Annotated in this window: 19 protein-coding genes; 10 read left to right on the top strand and 9 right to left on the bottom strand. The window is 38.1% G+C overall.

All coding sequences use genetic code 11. The annotated features are described in order from the left end of the window. Positions 1–216 (bottom strand): DnaJ domain-containing protein (locus H5116_RS13145; RefSeq protein ID WP_182716358.1); only part of this gene is annotated, 216 nt, incomplete at its 3' end. Between the two features lie 202 nt (positions 217–418). Continuing rightward, complete coding sequence (dnaK, locus tag H5116_RS13140; RefSeq protein ID WP_182716357.1) at positions 419–2,335, bottom strand: molecular chaperone DnaK; 1,917 nt, start codon at positions 2,333–2,335, stop codon at positions 419–421. A 241-nt stretch (positions 2,336–2,576) separates the two neighbouring features. Here dnaK and H5116_RS13135 point away from each other — a divergent pair, with 241 nt between their 5' ends. Next, positions 2,577–3,392 carry a thioesterase family protein gene (locus tag H5116_RS13135; RefSeq protein WP_024595563.1) on the top strand — a complete coding sequence of 272 codons (816 nt, stop codon included), beginning with the start codon at positions 2,577–2,579 and terminating at the stop codon, positions 3,390–3,392. Here H5116_RS13135 and H5116_RS13130 read toward each other — a convergent pair. Next, positions 3,381–4,127: an ABC transporter substrate-binding protein gene (locus H5116_RS13130; protein WP_182716356.1), complete on the bottom strand. Its 747-nt coding sequence runs from the start codon at positions 4,125–4,127 to the stop codon at positions 3,381–3,383. The two genes, H5116_RS13135 and H5116_RS13130, sit on opposite strands and share 12 nt — an antisense overlap. A 164-nt stretch (positions 4,128–4,291) precedes the next feature. On the opposite strand from H5116_RS13130, the gene H5116_RS13125 reads away from it, so the two are divergent. Genes H5116_RS13125 through H5116_RS13115 form a run of 3 tightly spaced genes read left to right on the top strand, consistent with a single transcriptional unit; the run spans position 4,292 to position 7,718 of the window. Then, positions 4,292–5,458 (top strand): paraquat-inducible protein A, encoded by a 1,167-nt coding sequence (locus tag H5116_RS13125; RefSeq protein WP_024595565.1) that lies wholly within the window; start codon positions 4,292–4,294, stop codon positions 5,456–5,458. Beyond that, positions 5,455–7,110 (top strand): intermembrane transport protein PqiB, encoded by a 1,656-nt coding sequence (gene pqiB / locus H5116_RS13120; RefSeq protein ID WP_182716355.1) that lies wholly within the window; start codon positions 5,455–5,457, stop codon positions 7,108–7,110. Before H5116_RS13125 ends, pqiB begins: the two co-directional genes overlap by 4 nt. After that, entirely contained in the window at positions 7,110–7,718 is a 609-nt protein-coding gene (locus H5116_RS13115) for a PqiC family protein (RefSeq protein WP_024595769.1), read from the top strand. Before pqiB ends, H5116_RS13115 begins: the two co-directional genes overlap by 1 nt. Here the strand turns inward: H5116_RS13115 and H5116_RS13110 are convergent. Together H5116_RS13110 and H5116_RS20375 are read right to left on the bottom strand one after the other, a co-directional pair. Continuing rightward, on the bottom strand, positions 7,715–8,056 hold the full coding sequence (locus tag H5116_RS13110) for a GNAT family N-acetyltransferase (protein WP_261765619.1): 342 nt from the start codon (positions 8,054–8,056) through the stop codon (positions 7,715–7,717). The two genes, H5116_RS13115 and H5116_RS13110, sit on opposite strands and share 4 nt — an antisense overlap. 201 nt (positions 8,057–8,257) lie before the next feature. Next, positions 8,258–8,485 carry a hypothetical protein gene (locus tag H5116_RS20375; RefSeq protein ID WP_370626123.1) on the bottom strand — a complete coding sequence of 76 codons (228 nt, stop codon included), beginning with the start codon at positions 8,483–8,485 and terminating at the stop codon, positions 8,258–8,260. A gap of 323 nt (positions 8,486–8,808) precedes the next feature. Between H5116_RS20375 and H5116_RS13100 the strand changes: the two genes are divergently transcribed. Next, positions 8,809–10,191, top strand: coding sequence for a Na+/H+ antiporter NhaC family protein (locus tag H5116_RS13100; RefSeq protein WP_182716354.1), 1,383 nt, complete (start codon positions 8,809–8,811; stop codon positions 10,189–10,191). A 247-nt stretch (positions 10,192–10,438) separates the two neighbouring features. Here the strand turns inward: H5116_RS13100 and H5116_RS13095 are convergent, their stop codons facing one another. Next, on the bottom strand, positions 10,439–13,321 hold the full coding sequence (locus tag H5116_RS13095; protein ID WP_182716353.1) for an insulinase family protein: 2,883 nt from the start codon (positions 13,319–13,321) through the stop codon (positions 10,439–10,441). A gap of 236 nt (positions 13,322–13,557) precedes the next feature. Between H5116_RS13095 and H5116_RS13090 the strand changes: the two genes are divergently transcribed. Continuing rightward, positions 13,558–13,974: an MAPEG family protein gene (locus H5116_RS13090; protein WP_182716352.1), complete on the top strand. Its 417-nt coding sequence runs from the start codon at positions 13,558–13,560 to the stop codon at positions 13,972–13,974. A gap of 67 nt (positions 13,975–14,041) precedes the next feature. On the opposite strand, the gene H5116_RS13085 is transcribed toward H5116_RS13090, so the two are convergent. Next, positions 14,042–14,782: a peptidylprolyl isomerase gene (locus H5116_RS13085; protein WP_182716351.1), complete on the bottom strand. Its 741-nt coding sequence runs from the start codon at positions 14,780–14,782 to the stop codon at positions 14,042–14,044. A gap of 251 nt (positions 14,783–15,033) precedes the next feature. On the opposite strand from H5116_RS13085, the gene H5116_RS13080 reads away from it, so the two are divergent. Next, the gene (locus H5116_RS13080) at positions 15,034–15,219 is read left to right on the top strand and encodes a hypothetical protein (protein WP_024594581.1); all 186 of its coding nucleotides are present in this window, start codon (positions 15,034–15,036) and stop codon (positions 15,217–15,219) included. An 87-nt stretch (positions 15,220–15,306) separates the two neighbouring features. Further along, complete coding sequence (gene ushA / locus H5116_RS13075; protein WP_182716350.1) at positions 15,307–16,938, top strand: bifunctional UDP-sugar hydrolase/5'-nucleotidase UshA; 1,632 nt, start codon at positions 15,307–15,309, stop codon at positions 16,936–16,938. A 29-nt stretch (positions 16,939–16,967) separates the two neighbouring features. Here the strand turns inward: ushA and H5116_RS13070 are convergent, their stop codons facing one another. Both H5116_RS13070 and H5116_RS13065 read right to left on the bottom strand, forming a co-directional pair. Next, a complete protein-coding gene (locus tag H5116_RS13070) occupies positions 16,968–17,912 on the bottom strand; it encodes a hypothetical protein (RefSeq protein ID WP_182716349.1) in 945 nt (314 codons plus the stop codon). Then, positions 17,905–18,771 carry a hypothetical protein gene (locus H5116_RS13065; RefSeq protein ID WP_182716348.1) on the bottom strand — a complete coding sequence of 289 codons (867 nt, stop codon included), beginning with the start codon at positions 18,769–18,771 and terminating at the stop codon, positions 17,905–17,907. Before H5116_RS13065 ends, H5116_RS13070 begins: the two co-directional genes overlap by 8 nt. Before the next feature lie 251 nt (positions 18,772–19,022). Between H5116_RS13065 and H5116_RS13060 the strand changes: the two genes are divergently transcribed. Continuing rightward, positions 19,023–19,877, top strand: coding sequence for a S1/P1 nuclease (locus H5116_RS13060; protein WP_182716347.1), 855 nt, complete (start codon positions 19,023–19,025; stop codon positions 19,875–19,877). Between the two features lie 43 nt (positions 19,878–19,920). Beyond that, positions 19,921–23,127, top strand: coding sequence for a TonB-dependent receptor (locus tag H5116_RS13055; RefSeq protein WP_182716346.1), 3,207 nt, complete (start codon positions 19,921–19,923; stop codon positions 23,125–23,127). Positions 23,128–23,365: the final 238 nt, after the last annotated feature.

The following is a 23,365-nucleotide window of genomic DNA, read 5'->3' as shown; positions in this document are numbered from 1 at the left end:
CGCGTGACCATGTTGGTCATACATTTGGCGTTTTTGAGGATCAGTTAAAATCTCGTAAGCTTCTTTAACTTCTTTAAATTTAGTTTCAAGCTCTTTATCGCCTGCGGTACGATCTGGATGATATTTCATCGCTAAGCGTTTATACGCTTTTTTTATGTCTCGCTCACTCGCATCTTTGCTTACGCCGAGGGCTTCGTAATAATCGCGTTTGGACATATCTATCACACTACTCTTTTCTGTTTGCAGCGTGAGCTGCTGGATAAACCGATAAATCGCATCGATTTATCATTGAATTTTCAAACCTTAAATACACGCAAAAGGCGCGACAAGCTATTGCTCGCGCGCCTCAATTGTTCATCCTAACCTAAACACTCGATTGAGTTAAGTGTTTTTGGCTAGCGAGAAGCGTTAGCAACAATTACTTGTCGTCTTTCACTTCTTCGAACTCTGCATCAACAACGTCGTCGTCTTGCTTAGCTGATTGCTGTTGCTCGCCTGCATCTGCTGAACCTTGCTGTGCTTTCGCTTGTGCAATTTCCATTAGTTTTTGAGACTTTTCAGCAAGAGCTTGAGTTTTAGCTTCAATCTCTTCTTTGTTGTCGCTCTTAATAGCAGCTTCTAAATCTACAACAGCCGCTTCAATCGCTTCTTTGTCTTCGCTTGGTAATGCATCGCCAGCTTCTTCAATTTGCTTACGAGTACCGTGTACTAGAGCATCAGCTTGGTTACGAGCAGCTACAAGTTCTTCAAACTTTTTATCGTCTTCAGCATGTGCTTCTGCATCACGAACCATTTTTTCAACTTCTTCATCGCTTAGGCCTGAAGATGCTTGAATTGTGATTTTTTGCTCTTTACCTGTATCTTTATCTTTTGCAGATACATGTAAGATACCATCGGCATCAACATCGAATGTTACTTCGATTTGCGGTGTACCACGTTGTGCTGGGCGAATACCTTCTAGGTTAAATTGACCTAGAGATTTATTGTCGCTTGAACGTTTACGCTCACCTTGTAACACGTGAATTGTTACAGCAGATTGGTTATCTTCAGCTGTTGAGAATGTTTGCGATTTCTTAGTAGGAATCGTCGTGTTTTTCTCAATTAATGCTGTCATTACTGAACCCATTGTCTCAATACCAAGAGATAATGGAGAAACGTCTAGTAATAGTACATCTTTTACGTCACCAGCAAGTACACCACCTTGAATCGCTGCGCCTACTGCAACTGCTTCATCAGGGTTTACGTCTTTACGTGGTTCTTTACCGAAGAAATCAGCAACTGTTTTTTGTACTAAAGGCATACGTGTTTGGCCACCAACAAGAATAATATCGTTGATGTCGCTTACTGATAAATCAGCATCAGCAAGTGCACGTTTAAGTGGCTCTAGAGATTTAGTTACTAAATCTTCAACTAGTGATTCAAGCTTAGCACGTGTTAGTTTCACGTTCATGTGCTTAGGACCTGTTGCATCAGCAGTTACATACGGAAGGTTTACTTCAGTTGATTGTGCAGATGACAGTTCAATTTTTGCTTTTTCAGCAGCTTCTTTAACACGTTGCATTGCAAGAGGATCAGTTTTTAAGTCTAAACCTTGATCTTTCTTGAATTCAGCTACTAAGTAGTTGATTACACGGTTATCGAAATCTTCACCACCTAAGTGAGTATCACCGTTTGTAGCAAGTACTTCAAACGTGTGCTCGCCTTCAACTTCATCAATTTCAATGATTGATAAATCGAAAGTACCGCCACCTAAGTCATATACTGCAACGATGTTTTCGCCACGGTTTTTATCCATACCGTAAGCAAGTGCCGCAGCAGTTGGCTCATTGATAATACGTTTAACTTCAAGACCCGCAATACGACCAGCATCTTTCGTTGCTTGACGTTGTGAATCGTTAAAGTATGCAGGTACTGTGATTACAGCTTCAGTTACTTCTTCACCTAAGAAGTCCTCTGCCGTTTTCTTCATTTTTTTCAGTACTTCAGCAGAAATTTGTGGTGCAGCGCGTTTTTCGCCACCCGCTTCTACCCATGCATCGCCGTTATCAGCTTTGATGATTTTAAACGGCATAATGCCGATATCGCGTTGTACTTCTTCGTCTTCAAAACGACGACCAATTAAACGCTTGATTGCAAATAATGTGTTTGTCGGGTTAGTAACCGCTTGACGCTTAGCAGATTGACCTACTAATGTTTCGCCGTCTTGCGTGTAAGCAATAATAGACGGGGTTGTGCGATCGCCTTCCGCGTTTTCAATAACACGTGCTTTGCCACCATCAAGTACTGCAACACAAGAGTTTGTAGTACCTAAATCGATTCCAATAATTTTACCCATGAAACTTCTCCAACTTCAATATTCGTTAATACGTTCGATGACATAGTAAATAGGGATGCGCCAAACTTATTTCAACTGTAAAAATGAAAAAAAATCCAATTTTTGTGATTTATTTACAAAATAACCCTAATAATTGTAAGGAATGGTGATTTTTGCACCGCCAGAGACGTTTTTAATTACTGGTCTGACTAGTTTGGTTGTGTTATAAATTTATTAAATCGCACTATAAAAGGACATCTTCATGCATTTTGAACAATTACTTCTCCAAGCTGCAAAAATTGGAAGTTCAGACAATACCGAACAATTAACTAGCACAATGCAATTTCCAGAAAACTGGTGCCAAGGCAGAACTGCTTTTGGTGGGCTCTCAGCCGCACTGTTGTATCAAGCTATCAGAGGAAAAGTATCCAATGATCGTCGCCTACTCTCACTCAGTACAAATTTTGTAGGGCCATTACTAGCTGATACTCCTTTTTCGTTATCGGTAGAAATATTACGACAAGGTAAAAGCAGCACACAGGTACTCGCCAAAGCCATTCAAAATGAACAAGTGTGTGTAATTGTACAAGCGTGTTTTGCTAAAAGTAGAGAGTCGGGTGTAAATGTGCCTGTTTCAAAGTCTTTAGGGTTAAAACCGGTAGACGAGCGCCATACTCTACCTTTTATTAAAGGCCAGATGCCTGAATTTTTTCAACATGTTGATTTATGCCCTCAACAAGGTGCCATGCCATTTAGCAGCGCAGAAACGTCTCACTTAGGGGGATGGATGCGCTTTAAACATACGCCCGAACAAATAACTGAAGCGCATGTAATTGCATTAACAGATGCATGGCCACCTACGTTATTACAAATGTTTAAACAACCCGCTCCAGCTAGTAGCATGTCATGGTATTTAGAGTTTGTACAAGAGCCAAACTTATCACCTGGCGAATGGCTTGGCTTTGAAGCAATCACTCATCACTCAAAAGATGGTTACGGTTTAGAAGATGGCTGTATATGGTCACAATCCGGTGAGCTAATAGCGCTTACACGTCAAACAGTGGCGTTATTTGATTGATGAATGGGTTTGGCCTTCATCAACAATTCTTTTATAAGTACCGTTTTGCTTGATGAGCGCCAAACCTATATCAAACTCAGTAGCTAAAGAGAGGTTATTAAAATAAGCAGGTCGCTCTGCTTTTGGAAATAAAGTGTAAATTTGCACAGCTTCGGGTGATTTATGTTGATTGTAGTAATAGTAAAAAATACGCTTATCTAACACAATTACATCCACCCAACCTTTTAACAGCTTATCTACCTGCGCCTTTTGATTAATAACCTCTTGATATGAGCTAAAGTGTTTAACATTACTTTTAAATATAGAAGGCAGATATGCAGTTGCATTTTGAAAAGCAAGGACGTTTTTATTAAACATGCCTTCTATTTCATCAATATTATATTTATTTCGCTTGAGTGTGATGGCTACATTTTCATAACTAAGTACAGGTTTACTTGGGTAAATACATGGACTACTTCCTCCTGCATAATTTAAAAGTATATCTACTCCTTTATTATGCAATTGATGCTCAGCGCGTTTATTCGACATATATTGCACATTAATATTGGCAAATCCATTAGCCTTTAACGCGGCTTTGATTAAACCTAGGTGTATACCCGAGTCTGTTTTTTCAAAAACATAGGGCGGAATTGATGCGCTCGCGGAGATAATTACTTCTCGCTCTTTATTAATAGCCACAGCATTTTGCGAACAAATAAAGAGCCACATTAGTATGCAGTACAAATAATATTTCACACGCTTCCTTTATATAACGAGCAGCTTGATGGCAGAACGCGTTGTATTAATGTATTAAATATAGCAAAATTGAAGAAATATTCTTCTTGCTTGGTATTAAATTGCAAACTGTCTGCCCCTGCTGCGATCTGATCATAGATATACCTCGCATAATCGCAAAACAAATGGCGATATGCCCACATTGTCACCATAAACTTTGCGAAGCCGATGTTAATCACGACAGTCGCATAGTTGCACTAAGCTTTAGCGCACTATTAATGTTGCTCAGCAGTATGTTTTACCCTTTTATTTCATTTAGTAGTAGCGGTATAACTCAAACTATTACACTGCCCGACGCGGCTCGAATTTTGTTTAATTATGATAGTGAGCTACTTGGCTTATTTATTGATTTGAGCATTATTGCCCTGCCCATGGGTTTGCTTGTTATTTTAATTCCTTTGCATCTTGGGCTTTTAAAAGCATTACCAGAGAGCATTGCAAGGCGACTACTAAAGTTCACTTTGGCGTTAGAGCCTTGGATTATGTCGGAAATATTTTTAATTGGCGTACTTGTTAGTATGGTTAAAATCATGTCGCTGGCTGATATTAGCTTCGGCACGAGTTTTTGGGCTTATGTGGGGTTTGTTATTTTATACATAGCTGCACTTGTTCACTTAAATCGCCCACGCTTATGGGCTCAAATAAAGCCTGTAAAAGTACTCGAAGGCGCAGAGCATGCTAAACGTGCAATAGATGAAAATATTAAAGCCTGCCATGTGTGCCATCAACTATGTACCGGTAATATTTGCCAGCGTTGCCATACAAAAACACACGTTAGAAATCCTTATAGCGTACAAAAAGCAGCAGCTTGGCTAATTACTTCTGTTGTTTGTTATATTCCAGCAAATGTTTTACCTATTATGCACACCACTAGCCTTGGGGATGAATCCCCTTCGACTTTAATTGGTGGTGTTATTACTCTTTGGAAAAGTGGCTCCTACCCTATTGCCGCTATTATATTTTTAGCCAGCGTTGTGGTGCCACTTGCTAAAGCTTTTGTATTGAGCTTTTTATGCTTTATGGTTACAAGGCCTGCCAATAAACATACAAAAAGTTACACCCGAATTTATCAACTGACTGAGTTTATTGGTAAATGGTCGATGATAGATGTATTCGTGGTTGCTATTTTAGTGGCCTTAGTTCAACTGGGTAATTTAATGTCAGTAACGCCAGGATTAGGCATTGTATTTTTTACAGTTATGGTAATATGCCAAATGATGGCTGCCCATGCCTTTGACCCACGCTTATTGTGGGATTCCCCTAAAAACAAAAAATCAGAGAACAAAGCATGACCGAAACCGCCGAAATAACAAAAGAACCAAAAATTTCCGCTATCTGGATCATTCCGGCAATTGCGCTGTTAGTGGGCATGTGGATGTTATACCAATACCAAGCTAATAAAGGCCCTACTATTTTTATCGAAATGCCACAAGCAGAAGGTATTATTGCAGGTAAGACTGAAATAAAAGTGCGCAGTGTAAAAATAGGTCAAATTGATCATGTTCGGCTATCCGACACGCAAGACAGCGTAATTGCTCGCGCGCAAATAGATAAAAATTACAACGAGCTACTGACTGACGATGCCAAAATTTGGGTCGTAAAACCACGCATTGATGAAACAGGTATTAGCGGGATGAGTACGTTATTGTCTGGTGTATATTTAGAGTTTTCACCCGGTGAAAGCAAAGAACTAAAAGAGCGTTTTAAGTTACAAGATGAACCCGCCCTCATTGGTAAAGATGTGAAAGGTGGTCGTTTTAAATTAATGAGTTACAACGCTGAAGTACTTGATGTAAGCACCGGTATATTCTTCAAAAATTATAAAATAGGGCAAATAGAAACCGCCACTTTTGATTGGGAAAACCAAGCAATGAAGTATGGCGTATTTATTAAAGCCCCTTATCAAAATCTGATCACCATGAACTCAATATTTTGGGTGAACGCAGGAATTGAAATTGACCTATCTGCCGATGGTATCAATATTAATACGGGCTCTTTGAGTAAACTATTAAAAGGCGGTATTTCGGTTGGTTTACCTGAACAACAGGCCCCGGGTGAAATAGCACAAGATGGGCATAGCTTTTCATTAAGCCAAAGCTATAAAGAGGCGTTAGAAGAGCGCTTTTATGATTTTGATTACTACCTAATTGAATTTGAACAGTCAGTTCGAGGACTACGCACAGGTGCACCTGTCGAATACAGAGGTATGCGTGTAGGTACTGTTGTTGAAACCCCTGCCAATGTAATTATTGACGGTAAACCTGCCCACTTTAGAAACCATAATACGGCGGTTCCAGTGCTTATAAAAGTAGAATACGGACGCTTGTATCATGACAGTGCTTCAGCAAAAGAGTATTGGCAAGGCAGTTTAAAGGGCTGGATTGAAAGTGGGATGCGCGCCTCGTTAAAGCCTGGTAATTTATTAACGGGTGCTGTGTATGTAGATTTTGATATATACCCCGACGCGCCAGAAGCGCACCTAGGTAAACTTGTGCAGTATGATGTTTTTCCGAGTATTTCAAGCGGTATAACTGTATTAGCAGATCAAGTTTCTGACGTACTTAATAAGGTAAATAACTTAAAAGTTGAAGATAGCTTGGCACAAATGCAAGCTACATTTACCGATTACCGAGCGCTTGCTAATGAAATGCGAGAGCTGCTAAGTCAAAAAGATACACAAAACTTACCGAGGGATTTTAACCGTAACTTTGAAAAAATGACAAAAAGTATGGAGCAGTTTGAAGTCACTATGCGCCAATTTGATAAAACCATGGCCAGTTACCAAGCAGGTTCTGAACTTCATCATCAAATACAACAAACATTAAAAGAATTTAAACGTTTAAGTGAGGGCCTACAGCCTCTAACTCGCGGATTAAACGAGCAACCTAATATGCTAATTTTTGATAAATCATTACCAGCAGATCCAAAACCAAGGAAGCAATAATGAAATCGTTATTTTTAACTGCAAGTTTATTATTACTATTGGCAGGTTGTAGTTCATCAATACAAACTGCGACACAGTATTACCAGTTTGAGCAGCCTATAGGTGCATCGTCTCGAAACGTTGCAGATACAGATGCGCAACTAAGAATACAAACTGTTGTACTTAGAGGCGCTTTAAATAATTTGGGCATTGCTATGAAAATAGATAGCAACCAAATTCATGCTGCAAATTATAACCTGTGGGGCGAATCGCCGGATGTAATGCTTACTGCAACAGCCCAGCAAACACTTTTTAATGCTATGCCCAACTGGATGGTAATAAAAGGCTTACCGGTCATTACTGAACTTGATCAACAAACGTTTTATGAGCTTGAATACGAAATTCACCACTTTAATGGCGATATGCAAGGTAACGCTGATATTTCTGGGCTTTGGCGTTTATATTACACACACCCTGAAACAGGCCGACGCCTTATAAGTATTAATAATTTTTCGCAATTGGTCCCTATTGATGATGATGGCTATGATGGCCTGGTTTCGACACTTGAAGCAACATGGCTAAATATAAACCTAAATGTTGCAAAACAAATAGAACAAGCAAGACTTTAATCGTTAAGTGACAATATAATCACGGCGGTTTTATCATCATTGATAACCGCCTTGCCCTTTATTTTAAAGCCCAATTTTAACAACACATTCTGCGATGCCCTATTATCTGGTGATGTTATTGCACACAGTTTTGTAATTCCAAATTCATGCTTATATTGCAAAAGTGCGCTGGCCGCTTCAAAAACATAACCCTTTTTTTCAAAACCGCTTACAAGTGCAAAACCTAAATCAGGTTGCAGTAACGCGGCGCGTTTATAAAACCCAACAACGCCAACCACTACAGCATTATGCAAAGTAATAATGTAAGGCCCAAAGCCTTGGCGTACATGAGAAGCAATAAATGACTAGGGCCTGTTGACCTTTCAGGATTAAAATTTGTTCAATCTAGGGGCGATTTAATCGCGGCGTGAGGTTTATAACCTAGTGGGCTAAGTAAAAACCGAGCAACAAAGAGTTAATTGCCCCTAGGTAGAACCCTTCGGGCAGCGCATGTTTGGCATTTATGCTGTGTTATCGCCTATTTATGGGGAATAACCACACTACATAGGCTCTGCCTTGCCTAAATACCAAACATACTGCTGCAAATTTAACCTCGAAAGATAAACAGGCCCTATAATGTACGACTTGGCATCATCAAGGGTATAGATTGCTTTATCACCAATATGCTCTATGAAACTCGCCTGATTAACTAGCTTAAGTAAAATAGCTGCATCAAGCTCATTTGCATGGCGCAACAACAATCGATTTGTTTTAAATACAGCGTTCAATGTAAGCTCCTCTAAAAAACTTTGTTTTGCATGTAACTTTTTGTTGACTGAAATTAAAAAGCAGATTATTTTTGCGCCGATGTTTTTACAGGCACAACAATAGCGGTTTGCACTCCTTGCACCGTCTGGCGCCAAAGCCAACGCGTTTCACTTAAGCCGCTATTTAACATAACTGTTTATGTGTCTCTCCCTCGCGTACAAAAGCAGTGACTTGGAAGATGATTTTACAACAAACTTATCATCTTCTTTGTTTTTGTATAAGCAGTTTAAAAATTAATACTATTGTAATTTTTATACATGCTTTTAATTTTGTGAATACTTAAATGCTTGAACCTTCTGCGTTAAGTTTACTGCCACCTTTGGTGGTAGTTGTATTGGCTGTTGTATTACGCCGCCCTATTTTATCTTTACTTATTGGTGCTTTAGTTGGTTTAGTTATCGCCGATCCTGCACAGGTACTTACTAACTTTGCGAGTACATCGCTAAAAGTGATGACAGACGAAACCATCGGCTGGCTAATACTTGTATGTGGTGGCTTCGGTGCTTTAATCGCGCTATTAGTGCGCACAGGTGGCGCATCGGCTTTTGGCAAGTTAGCCCTTAAATACACTAAAGGTAAACGCTCATCTTTGTTTATGACCTTTTGTTTGGGTGTAGTTATTTTTATTGATGACTACTTAAATGCGCTTACCGTGGGTGAAACCATGAAACGCATTACCGATAAATTTAAAGTGAGCCGTGAGATGCTTGCCTATGTTGTAGACTCTACTGCTGCACCAATTTGTGTACTTGTCCCTTTATCTACCTGGGCGGTTTTTTTTGGTGGCTTACTTGTAGATAACGGTATTGCAGAAGAAGGCAAAGGGATTGCAGTTTATATCCAAGCCATACCGTACATGTTTTATGCGTGGTTTGCAGTGCTTGTTGTTTTACTTGTTGTGCTGGGTATTATTCCTGCGATTGGTCCAATGAAAAAAGCAGAGCAAATGGCACAAATTGAGCAAGCTCAAGTCGACCCTGCTCAATACAATGACGTTCAAACAGCGGATGAATATGCGGTAAAAGCCGTAGAAGAGAACTTTGAAGATGCTGATCCTAAAGGTAAATTACGTAACTTTTTGGTGCCGATTATTTTACTGGTTGCATTTACTGTTTACTTTGAAATAGACGTATACAAAGGCTTATTAGCAACAATGGCGGTCACTCTCCCGTTTTATGCTCTACAAAAATTAATGAGTGTAAGTGAAATGATTGAACGTATGCTTGATGGCTTTAAAAGTATGATCCCCGCGATTGGTACTGTTATAGCTGCGTTTATATTTAAAGATGTATGCGACTTAATTGGTTTGCCTCAGTCTGTTATTGGCAGCTTAAGTCCTTATATGACCGCTGCATACTTACCAGCCGTGGTATTTATTTCAATGGCTATTTTAGCGTTTGCAACGGGGTCTAGCTGGGGTATTTTTGCTGTATCAATTCCCATTGTTATGCCACTGGCTAATGCGGTTGATGCAAACATACCACTGGTCATTGGGGCGCTATTATCGGCTTCTTCTTTTGGTAGCCAAGCGTGTTTTTACTCAGATTCAACCGTACTCGCAGCGCAAGGTTCTGGTTGTAATTTAATGAGCCATGCTGTTACACAATTGCCATACACGCTAATTGCTGCGGCATTAGCTGTTATAGGCTTTTTAATAATGGCTTAAATACTATACCAATCCGCAATAATACTTAATCATTTTGCGGGGCTAAACGAGTCGCTACCTGCGTTAAAAAATTTTCATTTAGAACAACTAAATAGCGAATTTTTTGCCTAGCTATCAACACGTTTTTCCATCCTCAAAATAGATCACTTAATTAAGCGAATTGGTATTATTAGTAAATATAGTGAGATAAATAATAAACCCCAATGTAGTGATACATTGGGGTTTATTTTAGCTACATAAATAAAGCTTATTTTTGTAGTTTAATACCATTGTAATAGGCATCAAGCGTTGTGATTTTAGTTTGATTTGGTAAATCGGCAAAGTCACTTTCTATAAACTTAGTCCCGCGTAATTGCACATTTAAACGTGCAGCATTAGAGTTAAGCATTGTTTGCTTGTAGTAGTCCTTTATATCTGCAAGCGTTACTTTTTCAACTTCATCAATCAGCTTTTGCTTAGAATCAAAGGTAAAGTTTTCACGGTACCAATCGTTTATAAGTGGGCTCATTTCGTCACTTAAGTTTTTAGGCTGCTCTTTAAGTGATACAAGGGTAGAGTTTTTAAGCTGCTCAAAAGTCTCTTCGCTCATGTTATCAAGTTCAACTGCGTATTCTTTTTTAAACTTATCAAAACGAGCTTGTATTTCTTTTGGTCCTTTAACCGGTGTTTGGATATACAAACCAATTGCTGAGTAATCTTCAATTGGGCGAGCTAACGCACCTACTGCGTATGCAAGTTGCTCCTCAGTACGCATTTTATCAAACGCAACTGTTCTAAAGTGGCTTTGTAATACAGCTGCTTCTGCTTTTTGTTTGTAACCCGCAACAGGATGAACGGTCATATCGACCACCGCTACATCGGCTACATCGATATCTTTTTGCAATACCAGCGTTTCGCCCGGTTGTGGCAACCACGCTTTGCTTCGTGCAAATTCACTGCGCTTATGATTACTTGGTAATGTTGCACTTAATTCGTCTGCAATCGCGTCTATATCTTGCTGATCGTAGTTACCGTAACTAAATACACGTAAATCGTTTTGTGCAAACGTAGCTGATTTTAATTGTGCTAAGTCGGCAACACTCAGTGAGTCAGCGGCTTTTATAAGCGCATCTGTATCAAAGCCACCTGTACGCGTTAGTTTTGAATACTCGCCAAATGCTTGTGCATACGGAAACTGCTTTTGTTGGTTTAGTAAATTACGCTTAAAGCGATCTACCGCTTGGCTAAATGCTTGTGCTGTTTCATCGGCTTTTAATCCGGTTAAAGCTTGTTTAAGCAATACATCTTGCTTATCTGTAAAACCACTCATAGATAAAACAAGACCATTACTCGGTGCTAAACTTACGCTCATACCGGCGATTGCTGCTTCGGTACTTAACTGACTTTGTTGAATATTGTATAAATCAGCCCAAACAGAATAAAGTACTTCTGCTTTGATATCGTTCAAACCTGGTTGAGTATTTATATAAACTTCAACAAGCCCTTTTGGCTGCTCTGCAAATTTTTGACTTGCTTGGCGCCATACTTTTACACCATTTTTATCGTAAGCAAGTTCTGGGTGTTTTTGCTCTTTAAATGCTTGCGTTTTTATTGCAAAGTTTTCAGGCAATAAATTGTTTACTGTTGGTAGTGCTAACTTAAATTCGCTTGGTTTTTTCCAGCTGGCAATTTCATCATCGCTAATGTCATTGATGCGGTATTTACCGTCGTAAAAGTGTAGTTGTGAGTCTGTCTCTTCTTGCTGCGATACATACCAAATACGAAGGGTGTCGGCATTTAACTGCTCAAGTACATTGTTTACAGCGTCAGCGTCAAACTTTGCATAATAATAAGGTGCATTAATAGCGTGATTTAACGGATAGTCTTGCATGCTTTGCGTAAGCGAGCTTACATAATTAAACTCATCACCTTTTTCTAAAAACTTAAACTGGTTATTAAGGGAAGTACGAATTTCGTTGAAGTACTTGCTATCAACGCCTTCTTTTTTAATTAAATCGATGTACTGCATAATAGTCGCAACTATTTCGTCACGATTTTTCATGCCTTCATCTGTAAGCTCTACATTTACATTTAACGAACCATAGTTGCCATATTGATTTGGTGCAGCTGAAGCTGAAAGCTGAGACACCCATCCTTTATCACGAAGAAGTTGCGCTGGGCTGCCCGGCATTTCATTACTTAGTAAATACGCTACAAATCGGTTTGGTTTAAGTGCAAATTCGCTATTATTATTAGCAATGGTGAAATCAAGTTGCAGCTGTTTTACATCTTCATTTGGTGCATAAAACACGCGTTTTCCGCCAGCGTTATCAAAATCAAGTTTTGCAGTCACTGTTGGTTTTTCGATATTTTTATTTTTTATGTCAGCAAAGTATTTTTGCGCTTTTTGCTCCATTTCAGCAATAGGTAAATTAGAAATAAGCGCAACTTTCATAATATTTGAAGAGTAGTATTTATTATAAAAATCAACCGTTTCTTTATGAAGTGAACTGTTTTCTTTATCGCCAAGGGTTTCTAGGTTACCAATTAAAAAGCGATTAGCCGGGTGATCGCCCATCATTTTACGCGCGAGTTTAAATTGTCCAAAAAAGTCCATTTCGCGGCGCATTGACCACTCTGCGTTTACTGCATTTTTTTCTTTATCTGTGTATTCTGGGTATAACTTAGGCGCTTTGAAAAAGTCAGCAAAACGGTCTAGCCCTTCATCAAACGCGTCGTTATTAATTTTAAACATGTAATTAGTAATATCGAGCCACGTGTAAGCATTGTGCGCGCCACCATTTTTGGTCATAAAATCAGAATACCCTTTTGTGTCTGGGTAGCGATCTGTGCCTAAAAACAGCATGTGCTCTAAATAATGCGCCATACCTTGCTGCGACATTGGGTCATGCAGTAAACCAACACCAACGCTTAGTGCCGCTGCTGATTTTTCAGCACCTGGATCTGACACTAAAATTACTTCAATGTCGTTTGCCAGCTTAAGTGTTTTATATTCGCGGTTATCGTTAGGACTTACGACTAACGTATCTGATAGTAAAGAGGCCAGAGGCGCCACTGAAACCGAAGCCGTATTTGAACAACCACTTAAAACTGCAAGTGCGATGGCACTAAAACCAATAATCTTTTTCATTTTTGTTTTCCATTAAAAAGTATTGCGCAAAATAGCGTGCGCCAATTCAAAGCAATATAGTTAAGCTAAACTAACATTTTCAATTAATAACTTTCTACAAAATAACGCTATTTTGTGTAACACATTGTGAAAAATGTCTTCATAATTGGATATTAGTTGGGAGTCTGCCAACCTTGCGAGACTAAAAATCATTCAATATCAAAAAATACGCAAATTCTAAATAATAAGGAAAAACAATGGAAAAAATCATCATACTTGCCATGTTTGCACAAGTTACGCTTTCACTGGTTGTCATGCTCATTATGGGTAAAAGGCGCTTTGCCGCAGCTAAAAATAAACAACTAGATTTAAGTGATTTTAAAACAATGCAGTTAGATAAGGCTGGCGACACTATTAGGGTGGCAGATAGAAACTTTTCGAATCAGTTTGAAATACCAGTGCTTTTTTACGCGGGGTGTTTACTTGCACTGCAACTAAATAGCGCCAGTACACTTGTGGCAATACTGGCCTGTTTATTTGTAGCAAGTCGTATTGTGCATAGCGTTATTCATTTAGGTGAAAACAACGTACGCGCACGTTTTAAAGTGTTTTTACTGGGTTGTGTTTGTGTGTTTTCAATTTGGCTAGCAATGGTTTGGCGAGTACTATTTTAAATAGCAAAGTTTAATAATAGTAATGTGGACGGCTGGTTTAGGCCATCCACATTAACGTTAATTTTAATTATTTAGCACGTTTTAAACGAGGTACCGCAAGTAAAAAAGCACCTAAAAGCCAAATTAACCCGCCGCCAGAACTGCTGCTAGAATCTGTTGATGTGTCAGAATCAATTAACGTATTTTCAGTAACAGTAAGGCCTGCTGCTGAATTAGGATCATCATCCATTACCGCCACATTTTGAATAGTCACTAAGTTAGCACTACTAATTGTTACATCAGTACTTGCACATTGCTCAGCAGTAATATCAACCACGGGTGTTTCACCACAGTGTACTAACGCTGCAATTTTATCTAACGTTGATTGGCTTGCTGCAGTAATTTGTCCAAACACAGTAAAGCCACCATTTTGCGTATCAAGTGCTGCACTATTGTCTGTAATATTAAAAAACCACTGACTTGTTGCGCTATTAGCATCACCCGATAATTTAGCCATCGCAATGGTGCCCTTAACATTAGAAAAAACGGGCTCATTTTCTACAGCAGGCTTTGTAGTAATCGCATCTAGCGAATCAGAAAATGTAAATCCACCACCTTGAATAACAAAGTTACTAACAGAGCGGTGAATTACTGTTTCGTTATATGAATCGTCTTGAACGTAACTTAAAAAATTTGCGACTGTTTTGGGGGTTTGTTGATCAAACAAGTTAATCTCTATGACACCTTGGCTCGTGTTCATTTCAACTATAGTAGCGGTGCTTGTAAAACTTGCTGCAGCAAATGCTGAGCCAAGTAAAAGTTTTTTCATGTTTTATTCCTGTTGTTATATTTTTTAAATAATTAGTTAATGCGTTAACACATTAATGCCATCGGCGACTAAAATCGATTCTAAAGTGTGAGTTGATACAATTAAGACCGTGTTGATAACAAATTAATTACATATGCCATTATTTATATTCTTTTTTGCTATATAAATCTAACTATTTAAAATTAAATCATCTTAAAAGTGTGGTCACTTATTTGTTACCTTAAAAAAAACACAAACAACAGGAATTAACAATGCCACACACTAAACAAACAATTTGCGACTTTGGTTTACACAAAGGTGAACCATACACAAAACTACCGGCGAGCTTTTTAACGTGGATGGTAGGTATAAACCATACTAAGCGGGAATATGCGGATGCAGAGTTAAAGCGTCGCGAAAGTGCCGCCACAAATCGATTAACTGTACCTTCTAAATAAAATGTCAATAAGTACGTTTTTTTAGCATAAAACTAGTTTAAACTACCCGCTTGATAAATTAAGTAGACCTTAATCCATAGGTATTTTATGCGTATAATTATTTTATTTTCGATTATTTTTAGTGTACTTGGATGTACATCTCCTGCTCCTGAATCAACCTCTAACAGTACTCCTACTGAATATTTAACTGTTCTTCATACTAATGATAATCACGGCCGTTTTTGGCAAAACGAAAAAGGCGAATACGGTATGGCCGCTCGCAAAACGTTAATTGACTCTTTACGTAATGACGCCCAAAAGCAAGGTCATGCCGTTTTACTTCTCTCTGGTGGTGACATTAATACCGGTATTCCTGAGTCAGATTTACAAAAAGCAGAACCTGACTTTAAAGGTATGTCGCTGATTGGTTATGATGCAATGGCATTAGGCAATCACGAATTCGATAATCCTATTGATGTTTTGAAGCAACAGCAAAAATGGGTGAACTTTCCTTTTCTATCAGCCAATATATTTGAAAAAGAATCAGGCGAACATGCGTTTGATAGCTATAAAATATTCAAAAAAAATGGCTTAACTATTGCTGTTATTGGATTAACAACAACAGACACAGCTAAAATTGGTAATCCTCAGTATATTGGCCACTTAGAGTTTAAAGACCCTGTTGACGTTACTGCAGAACTAGCTAAAGAAATAAAAGCTAAGTACAACCCTGACATTACCATTGCGCTGACTCATATGGGTCATTATGTTGATGCTAGCTTTGGCATTAATGCACCAGGTGACGTAACACTTGCTCGCTCACTTCCTGCAAACACACTTGATATGATCATTGGCGGTCACTCACAAGAACCTGTGTGTATGAGTGATACAAATGTAAATGACGATAACTTTAAACCTGGCCTTGCCTGTAAGCCAGACCAGCAAAACGGTACTTACATTATGCAAGCCCATGAATGGGGTAAGTATGTTGGTAAAGCTGAGTTTAAGCTTGAAAACGGAAAATTAACGTTACTAGACTACAAACTCATGCCTGTTAATTTGTATGTAGATAAAGTTCAAGCTGATGGCTCTACTAAAGCAGTATTAGCAAACGAGTACATTAAACCAGACCCTAAACTTGAATCTTATTTAGCGGTATACCAAGCTAAAGGCGCTAAACAAATTGAAGGTACCATTGGTGAAGTAGATGCTCGCTTAGAAGGTGACAGAAACAAAGTTCGTTACCAACAAACAAACCTTGCACGTGTAATTATTCAAGCTCAAATGGATGTAGTAAATGCAGACTTTGGATTAATAAGTGGCGGTGGTATTCGCAGCTCAATAGAGGCTGGTAAAGTAAGCTATAAAGATATTTTAAAAGTACATCCTTTTAAAAACCGCATTACTTATATGGATTGGCAAGGCAGTGATTTATGGGATTACTTAAATACAGTAACGAGCTTCCCACCGGATGCTGGTGCTTATTTGCAATACCATAAAATATCGTTTGAGCGTAAAAATAATCAGTTGGTTAATGTTTTGATCAATGGCGAACCGCTTAATAAAAATAAAACATACAGAATGAGTCTAAATAGCTATAACGCATCAGGCGGTGATGGTTATCCTGCACTTACAAATAAAAAAGGCTTTGTAAGTACAGACGAAACAGATGCTAAAGCACTTCAAGACTTTATTTCAAAAAATAGCCCTCTCAAAGCGGCTGAGTTTACCCCTAAATAACCTCTAAGAATAAGAGGAAAGTAATCTAGTTACTTTCCTCTTATTTCAATATTACCCTTTTTAATATTTGCCAGCCCATAACTATGCAAACGAGAACGAGAGCCTTCTCCATAGGCTTTAGGTGGGTAATATAACTCTTTTTCTTCAGGACACTCGCTAAGTACTTCATCTAATGCCGCACGTATCTCACTCAAGGTTTTTTCTAGGCTATTATTAAAATTAGGCCTTTTTCTAACCGTATGACCAAGCTCTACCAACCTATAAAAATACTTGTTAGCGAGCTCTAGAAGCTCCTCAGGTACATCTTTATTATGACTAAGCGCTACATCATCGTTATTTGTACAATACTCTACAAGTGCTAAATAAAAGCATAATGGCTTATTGGCTAAACCCACTTTTTGCTCTGTATTACAACTACTTGATAGTGTTTTATCGTTAAGGTCAACTATAAGCATCAGCGGCGTAGGCTCTGTAATTGACTGATGCTGTGCATTATTAAACTGCTTATTACTTTGTTTAATAAACGCAAATTTTACCCAAAAACTAATCAACACACTTAATACTAAAAATATAAAATAGTAAATAAAATGGCTTAATGTAAAGTGGGTTTGCTGAACGTTAAATACAACTAATACAGGTCCGTTATTAGTGCTCAAACTACGTGTTATTTGGTGTAAGTTTACAGGTGCTAGCATTTCGCCTTTTGGTGCAATAGCAACAACTTTAAGATCGTTCGAATTAATGTAGCTATTTAAGGTTTTAATGTAGCTATTAACCGCATCTTTATTCCCCGAATGCTTTAGCAGCTCATTTGATAAATCAAGTAATGGTAAGTCGAGTGCTATTTGCCTTTCTATCTGCGTTATTTTTTGTTTAGTTACTTGCTGGCTTTTTTGAATTACAGAAATATAAAACACAGAAGATAAAGTTAAAAATAAGCATAGTAAAACAAGTAGTTGTTTATATTTACTCATCACTAACTTCCTCTTTTAAGTTTACTGAGCTAGTACCGCAACTCCAAAACGATTGTGCATTTTGATAATAATGCAAACTTTGATCTTTAGACATATCAAGCAAATTTGCCTGTACTGCACATAATAAATCAGTATTGTTTTGCTGCATTTTTAAATACCATCTTGTTCCAGTAATATTATTACTCAAAGGCGTAATATAGTTTTTTGAAAAACGTTTTTCGTCACTCTCTTTCCAAAACGAAGCAATAATATCTACTTTTCCGTCGGCGAGTAAATCGCGTAATTCGTTATGAGAACTAGCATAAGTGATTTTCAAATTAGCTAAATTTATATCCAGTTCTTTAAACATTTGCTTTGGTAAAATATGCCCTGATCGGCTGGTAGGATAATCAAGCAAACCTATGCGTTTATCTAAAAAATATTGTTTAGTAATTCGAGGTTTTTCTTTAGAAGATATAAAAAAAGCCGTGTAGTCAGAAAAACCAACTACGGGTTGGTAGTTATAGGTCGACTCCGCTTTAAATGCAGCCATAATATTGCTTTTAGCCAAAATTAGGTCAGCAATTCCTTTACCAATAAACTCAAAGCTATCTGCCGTTCTATATCCCCAATACCCTTTTACCGAGCCATATTGCTTAGCTACTACGTTATCAGAGCATAACTTTCGTGTTAATAATTTGGCTATTTTTTTTGATTGTGTAAAAACAATTAATTGGCCTTTATTACTTGTAGCAGTTGTTTGACACTCTGTTGAGGTTTCGATCATAACCGGAAAATGTAAATCATCATTGTATACACTAACTTGACCGCAAACCCACGTAACGACCAACAATAGAAACAAAAATGTAACAATTAACATTTTGTGCAACACAATATTTTTATAATTCAAAGCAATGCCACCCAAAAATAGACGATATAGTGTATTTGAACAATTTCGCTTACCTATTACAACAAGTAATTTTACCTGTTAAATATAAGCGGCTGATTTTAAACGCAATTAAATAAGAAACTATGAATTTTAATAAGTCCTTCCTATCAACATTAAAAATGAGGACAATTGACCGCATTAGCTTATAGCAACCCCATGAAATATTCATTTAGGAAGTTTTAATGCATAACAATATAAAGTACTCGATATCTTCTGCGCTTTTGATTAGTGCGATATTCACAAGCACTAACTCACACGCTTGGGGTCAAAATGGCCACCGTATTGTAGGGCAGATTGCACAATCTCATATAAGCGAAACAACTAAAGCAGCAATTAAACCTTATTTAGATGGTGAGTCACTTGCGCAAATATCAACGTGGCCTGATGAAATGCGCTCTGCTCCTGGCGACTTTTGGCAAAAGCAATCATCTCGTTGGCATTATATTAATGCAGCACCAGGAAAATCTTTCAGCTTCAATCACGATCACACTAAAAACAAAGAATCTGTAAGTAATATCCTAGAAGGCATTCACTATTCAATGCAAACACTCACTGATAAAAATAGCACCTTAGATGCTAAGCAGTTCAGTTTGCGTTTTTTAGTGCATTTAGTAGGCGATAGCCATCAGCCATTTCATGCCGGTCGAGGTGAAGACAGAGGTGGTAACCGTATTAAGGTTTCTTTTTTTAACGAAGAAACAAACCTTCACAGCCTTTGGGATACAAAGTTAGTTGAGAACGAGAACTTGTCGTTTACTGAATACGCTCAATTTATTGATACAAATAACAGCGAATTAATTGCTGAGTATTTACAAAGCTCACCTAAAACTTGGGTTGAAGAATCACACAATTTAGCAACAAAAATTTATAAGTACACCAACGACGAAGTTGGGTACAGCTACATTTATAACAACACTCCAATTGTAAAAACACGCCTACAACAAGCGGGTATTCGACTAGCTGGACTATTAAACGCCTTATTTGACCCTTCTGCAAAAGAGTTAGATACGGCACTAAAAATGACGACTGATAAATAAACAGTATTAAATTTATATAACCTACACACGGGAAATCAACATTATGACTAAGCTTCGCCTTTCGAAATTAACTGGAGCGGTAATTTTAGCTCTAGGTGTTTCTACAAGCGCAATGGCTGCTGATACTTCATCTGCAATGCGTGGTAAAATTACAACGCCATCAGGTGGCAATGCTGCAAACGTTAAAATCAAAGTAGTTCACCAACCAACGGGAACTATTAGCGAACTAACTACAAACGAAAGTGGTACGTTTATCGCTAATGGTTTACGTGTAGGTGGTCCTTACATGGTTATCATCGACTCTGATACGTTTAACGATACGACTGTTGAAAATATCTACTTGAACCTTGGTGAAACTTACCGCTTAAGCTCGCAGCTTGCTCCGCTAAACATCGAAAAGATTGAAGTGTCTGGTTATAAGATTGTTCAACAATCAGGTGGCTCTAGCAGTACATTTGGCTCTGACACTATAGAAAATATGCCAAGCTTTAATCGCGACATTAAAGATATTGCGCGTTTAAACCCACTTGCGAGTATTAACGGTAATGGCGAACTTACGTTTGCAGGTAGTAACCCACGTTCAAATGGTTTAACTGTTGATGGCATCGGCCAAAACGATGATTTTGGTTTAAGTTACGGTGGTTACCCTACTTCACAGCCACCTGTTGCGCTTGATGCTATTGAACAAATTTCTGTTGATGTATCTCCGTTCTCAGCTTCTAAAGGTAACTTTGGTGGCGGTACTATTAATGCAGTAACAAAATCAGGTACGAACGAATTTAAGTTTTCTGGCTTTTATGAAACATCAACTCCTGATATTGCTGGCGATGTAGACAGTATTTCTCAAGTATATGCAGATGGTAGCCCTGTTTTAGATGAAGATGGACACCGTACATACGTTATTGATCAGGTAGAACCAATTCAAACCGAACAGCGCTACGGCTTTAATGTTGGCGGCCCATTAATCGACGATACTTTGTTTTACTTTGTTAACTACAACAAATGGACAAGTGAACTTGATTTAGATTACGGTTTTGAAGGCTCAGGCGCTACAAATGAATACGATGTAACAGAAGATAGTTACAATAACTTTCTAAATATCTTAAGCAATGAATACGGCTTAACCGATTCTCTAGGTGGTGACCCTAAAGATACAAACGAATCATTGCTTGTTAAATTAAGTTGGAATATTAATGATGATCATCGTTTAGATTTCACTTACCAATGGCAAGACGATAAAGACGAAACAAATGTCGGCACTGGCGGTAGTACAGTAAGCTTAGCGTCAAGCCGTTATACTTACGCTACTAAATTCAATAATTTTGCGACAAAATTATATTCAGACTGGAATGAAAACTTCTCAACTGAAATTGGTATCGCTTACAAAGATGTATCATCAAGAAGCTTAACTAACTCTGATATTGGCTTTGTGAAAGTTGAAGAGTACTTCCGTGGTCCAGCTTATGAGTTTGGTACAGATGAATTCCGCCATGCAAATAGCTCATCGACTGAAAACTTAACGCTTACTTTCGATGCCACTTACTTAATGGATGAGCACGAAATTAACTTTGGTATGCAGTATGAATCGCTAAATTTATATAACTTATTTGCATCTAACTCATTAGGTTCTTGGGAATTTGATGACTTCGAAGGTTTTGCAAACCGTGAAGTGGGTAACTTTAGAGGTACATACGACTTTTCTTACAGTAACGCGTACACAAATAACCCAAATGACACTGCATACGATGCGACACGTAACCAATTAGCACTTTATATCGAAGATACTTTTTATGTTGGTGATGATTTAGAAGTAACAGCTGGCGTTCGTTATGAGCGTTTATCATCAGACGATAAACCAACTTTAAACGAAAACTTTTTAAATACTTACGGCTTTAGCAATCAAGAGAATCTTGATGGTTTAGATATAATTTTACCGCGTATTGGCTTTAAATATTATGCAACTGAAGCATTAACCATTAATGGTGGTATAGGTCGATTCCAAGGTGGTATTCCAAACGTTTGGTACAATAACTCTTTCCAAAATGACGGTATTACATTTGTTGAAGCACCACAAAGCGCTATTAATGATTATTACGCCAATAACCAAGCCGATATTACGCAAGTACCTGACGCTATTAAAGACACGTTAGTCCAAGGTGCCGGTAGCACAAACTATGTTGACCCTGATTTTGAGCTTCCATCGAGCATAAGAGCTCAAGTTGGTTTTGAATACGAGTTTGACTCAGAACTACTTGGAGAGGGCTTCAAATGGCAAGCAGAAATTGCTTACCATAAAAAAGAAAACGAAGCTGTATGGCATAACACTGCTTTAAACCCAATTGGTGTTGCTGCTGATGGTGAGCGTGTAATTAACGAAAGTATTTATACTGGCGACCTTGCTGATAACTTTGATATTGCAATGACTAATTCATCTGACGATGGACGTTCAATCATTATTTCTACCGGCATTGCAAAAGAATTTGAAAATGGCCTGTATGTTTCTGCAAGTTATGCACACCAAGACGTAACTGAGGCCTCATCGGGTTCATCTTCTCGTGCTCAAAGTAACTACCAATACAACATTACACGTAACCGTAATGAAGACTTTGCAGATCGTGGTTCATACGAAGTAGAGCACAGCTTTAAAATAAACCTAGCGTATAACACTGAATTTTTCAGTGGTTATGCAACTAAGTTTAACGTGTATTTTGAACGCCGCTCTGGCCGTCCATTTAGCTACACTATGGGCATGTATCAAGATAGTGACTTAGGTGATACACGCGACTTTTACTCAAGCTCAGCTTACCTAGCTTACATTCCAACTGGCGCTGATGATCCAAATGTAAATTGGGATGAGTCTGGTTTATCTTGGAATGAATTAGAAACGCTTCTAAATCGTGCTGGTATCTCAGAACGTGGTGAAATTTTAGGCCGTAACTCAGGTACTCAACCTTGGGTTACTACGATGGATGTAAGTATCAAACAAGAAATCCCAGGTTTTGCTGAAGGTCACAGCGGTGAGGTTTACTTCATGGTTGATAACTTCGCAAACTTACTAAACAGTGATTGGGGTGTTGAAAAACGCTTAGGTTTCTCTGATCAAGCTGTTTATGATTTTGGTGGGTTAGATGATGAAGGTCGTTATATAATTGATGGCAAATTTAATGGTGCTGACGTTCGTAACTACAGTCAATACCAAACTAGCTCATCAGCTTGGCAGGCTAAAGTTGGTATTAGCTACAAGTTTTAAGTCTTAATAGGTAAGTAATAACACATTAAGTTATTTGTTAACAAAACCCATTGCAAAATTGTGATGGGTTTTTTGTTTTTCGCACCCCAATTTCACATGTTTGTCATAAAGCCCACGTAATATATACCCCGATATAGAGTTATTGCTCAAAAAAACACTCAAATAGACAAAAATAGTACTATTTATTAAAAATATATTGCAGTTGTATTTTATTTGTAACGAATAAATAAGGTACACT

The sequence above is a fragment of the Pseudoalteromonas sp. SG45-2 genome (assembly GCF_014164115.1).
In the GTDB taxonomy this organism is placed as follows: Bacteria; Pseudomonadota; Gammaproteobacteria; order Enterobacterales; family Alteromonadaceae; genus Pseudoalteromonas; species Pseudoalteromonas distincta.
Note: the sequence above shows the minus strand (reverse complement) of the source record. Positions and strands in the feature narration are given on the sequence as shown.

Coding starts and splice junctions, on each gene's coding strand:
- H5116_RS13060 (WP_182716347.1), top strand. CDS start 19,023: ATGCATAACAATATAAAGTACTCGATATCTTCTGCGCTTTTGATTAGT.
- H5116_RS13065 (WP_182716348.1), bottom strand. CDS start 18,771: ATGTTAATTGTTACATTTTTGTTTCTATTGTTGGTCGTTACGTGGGTT.
- pqiB (WP_182716355.1), top strand. CDS start 5,455: ATGACCGAAACCGCCGAAATAACAAAAGAACCAAAAATTTCCGCTATC.
- H5116_RS13085 (WP_182716351.1), bottom strand. CDS start 14,782: ATGAAAAAACTTTTACTTGGCTCAGCATTTGCTGCAGCAAGTTTTACA.
- H5116_RS13115 (WP_024595769.1), top strand. CDS start 7,110: ATGAAATCGTTATTTTTAACTGCAAGTTTATTATTACTATTGGCAGGT.
- ushA (WP_182716350.1), top strand. CDS start 15,307: ATGCGTATAATTATTTTATTTTCGATTATTTTTAGTGTACTTGGATGT.
- H5116_RS13070 (WP_182716349.1), bottom strand. CDS start 17,912: ATGAGTAAATATAAACAACTACTTGTTTTACTATGCTTATTTTTAACT.
- H5116_RS13080 (WP_024594581.1), top strand. CDS start 15,034: ATGCCACACACTAAACAAACAATTTGCGACTTTGGTTTACACAAAGGT.
- H5116_RS13100 (WP_182716354.1), top strand. CDS start 8,809: ATGCTTGAACCTTCTGCGTTAAGTTTACTGCCACCTTTGGTGGTAGTT.
- H5116_RS13055 (WP_182716346.1), top strand. CDS start 19,921: ATGACTAAGCTTCGCCTTTCGAAATTAACTGGAGCGGTAATTTTAGCT.
- H5116_RS13125 (WP_024595565.1), top strand. CDS start 4,292: ATGGCGATATGCCCACATTGTCACCATAAACTTTGCGAAGCCGATGTT.
- H5116_RS13095 (WP_182716353.1), bottom strand. CDS start 13,321: ATGAAAAAGATTATTGGTTTTAGTGCCATCGCACTTGCAGTTTTAAGT.
- dnaK (WP_182716357.1), bottom strand. CDS start 2,335: ATGGGTAAAATTATTGGAATCGATTTAGGTACTACAAACTCTTGTGTT.
- H5116_RS13135 (WP_024595563.1), top strand. CDS start 2,577: ATGCATTTTGAACAATTACTTCTCCAAGCTGCAAAAATTGGAAGTTCA.
- H5116_RS13090 (WP_182716352.1), top strand. CDS start 13,558: ATGGAAAAAATCATCATACTTGCCATGTTTGCACAAGTTACGCTTTCA.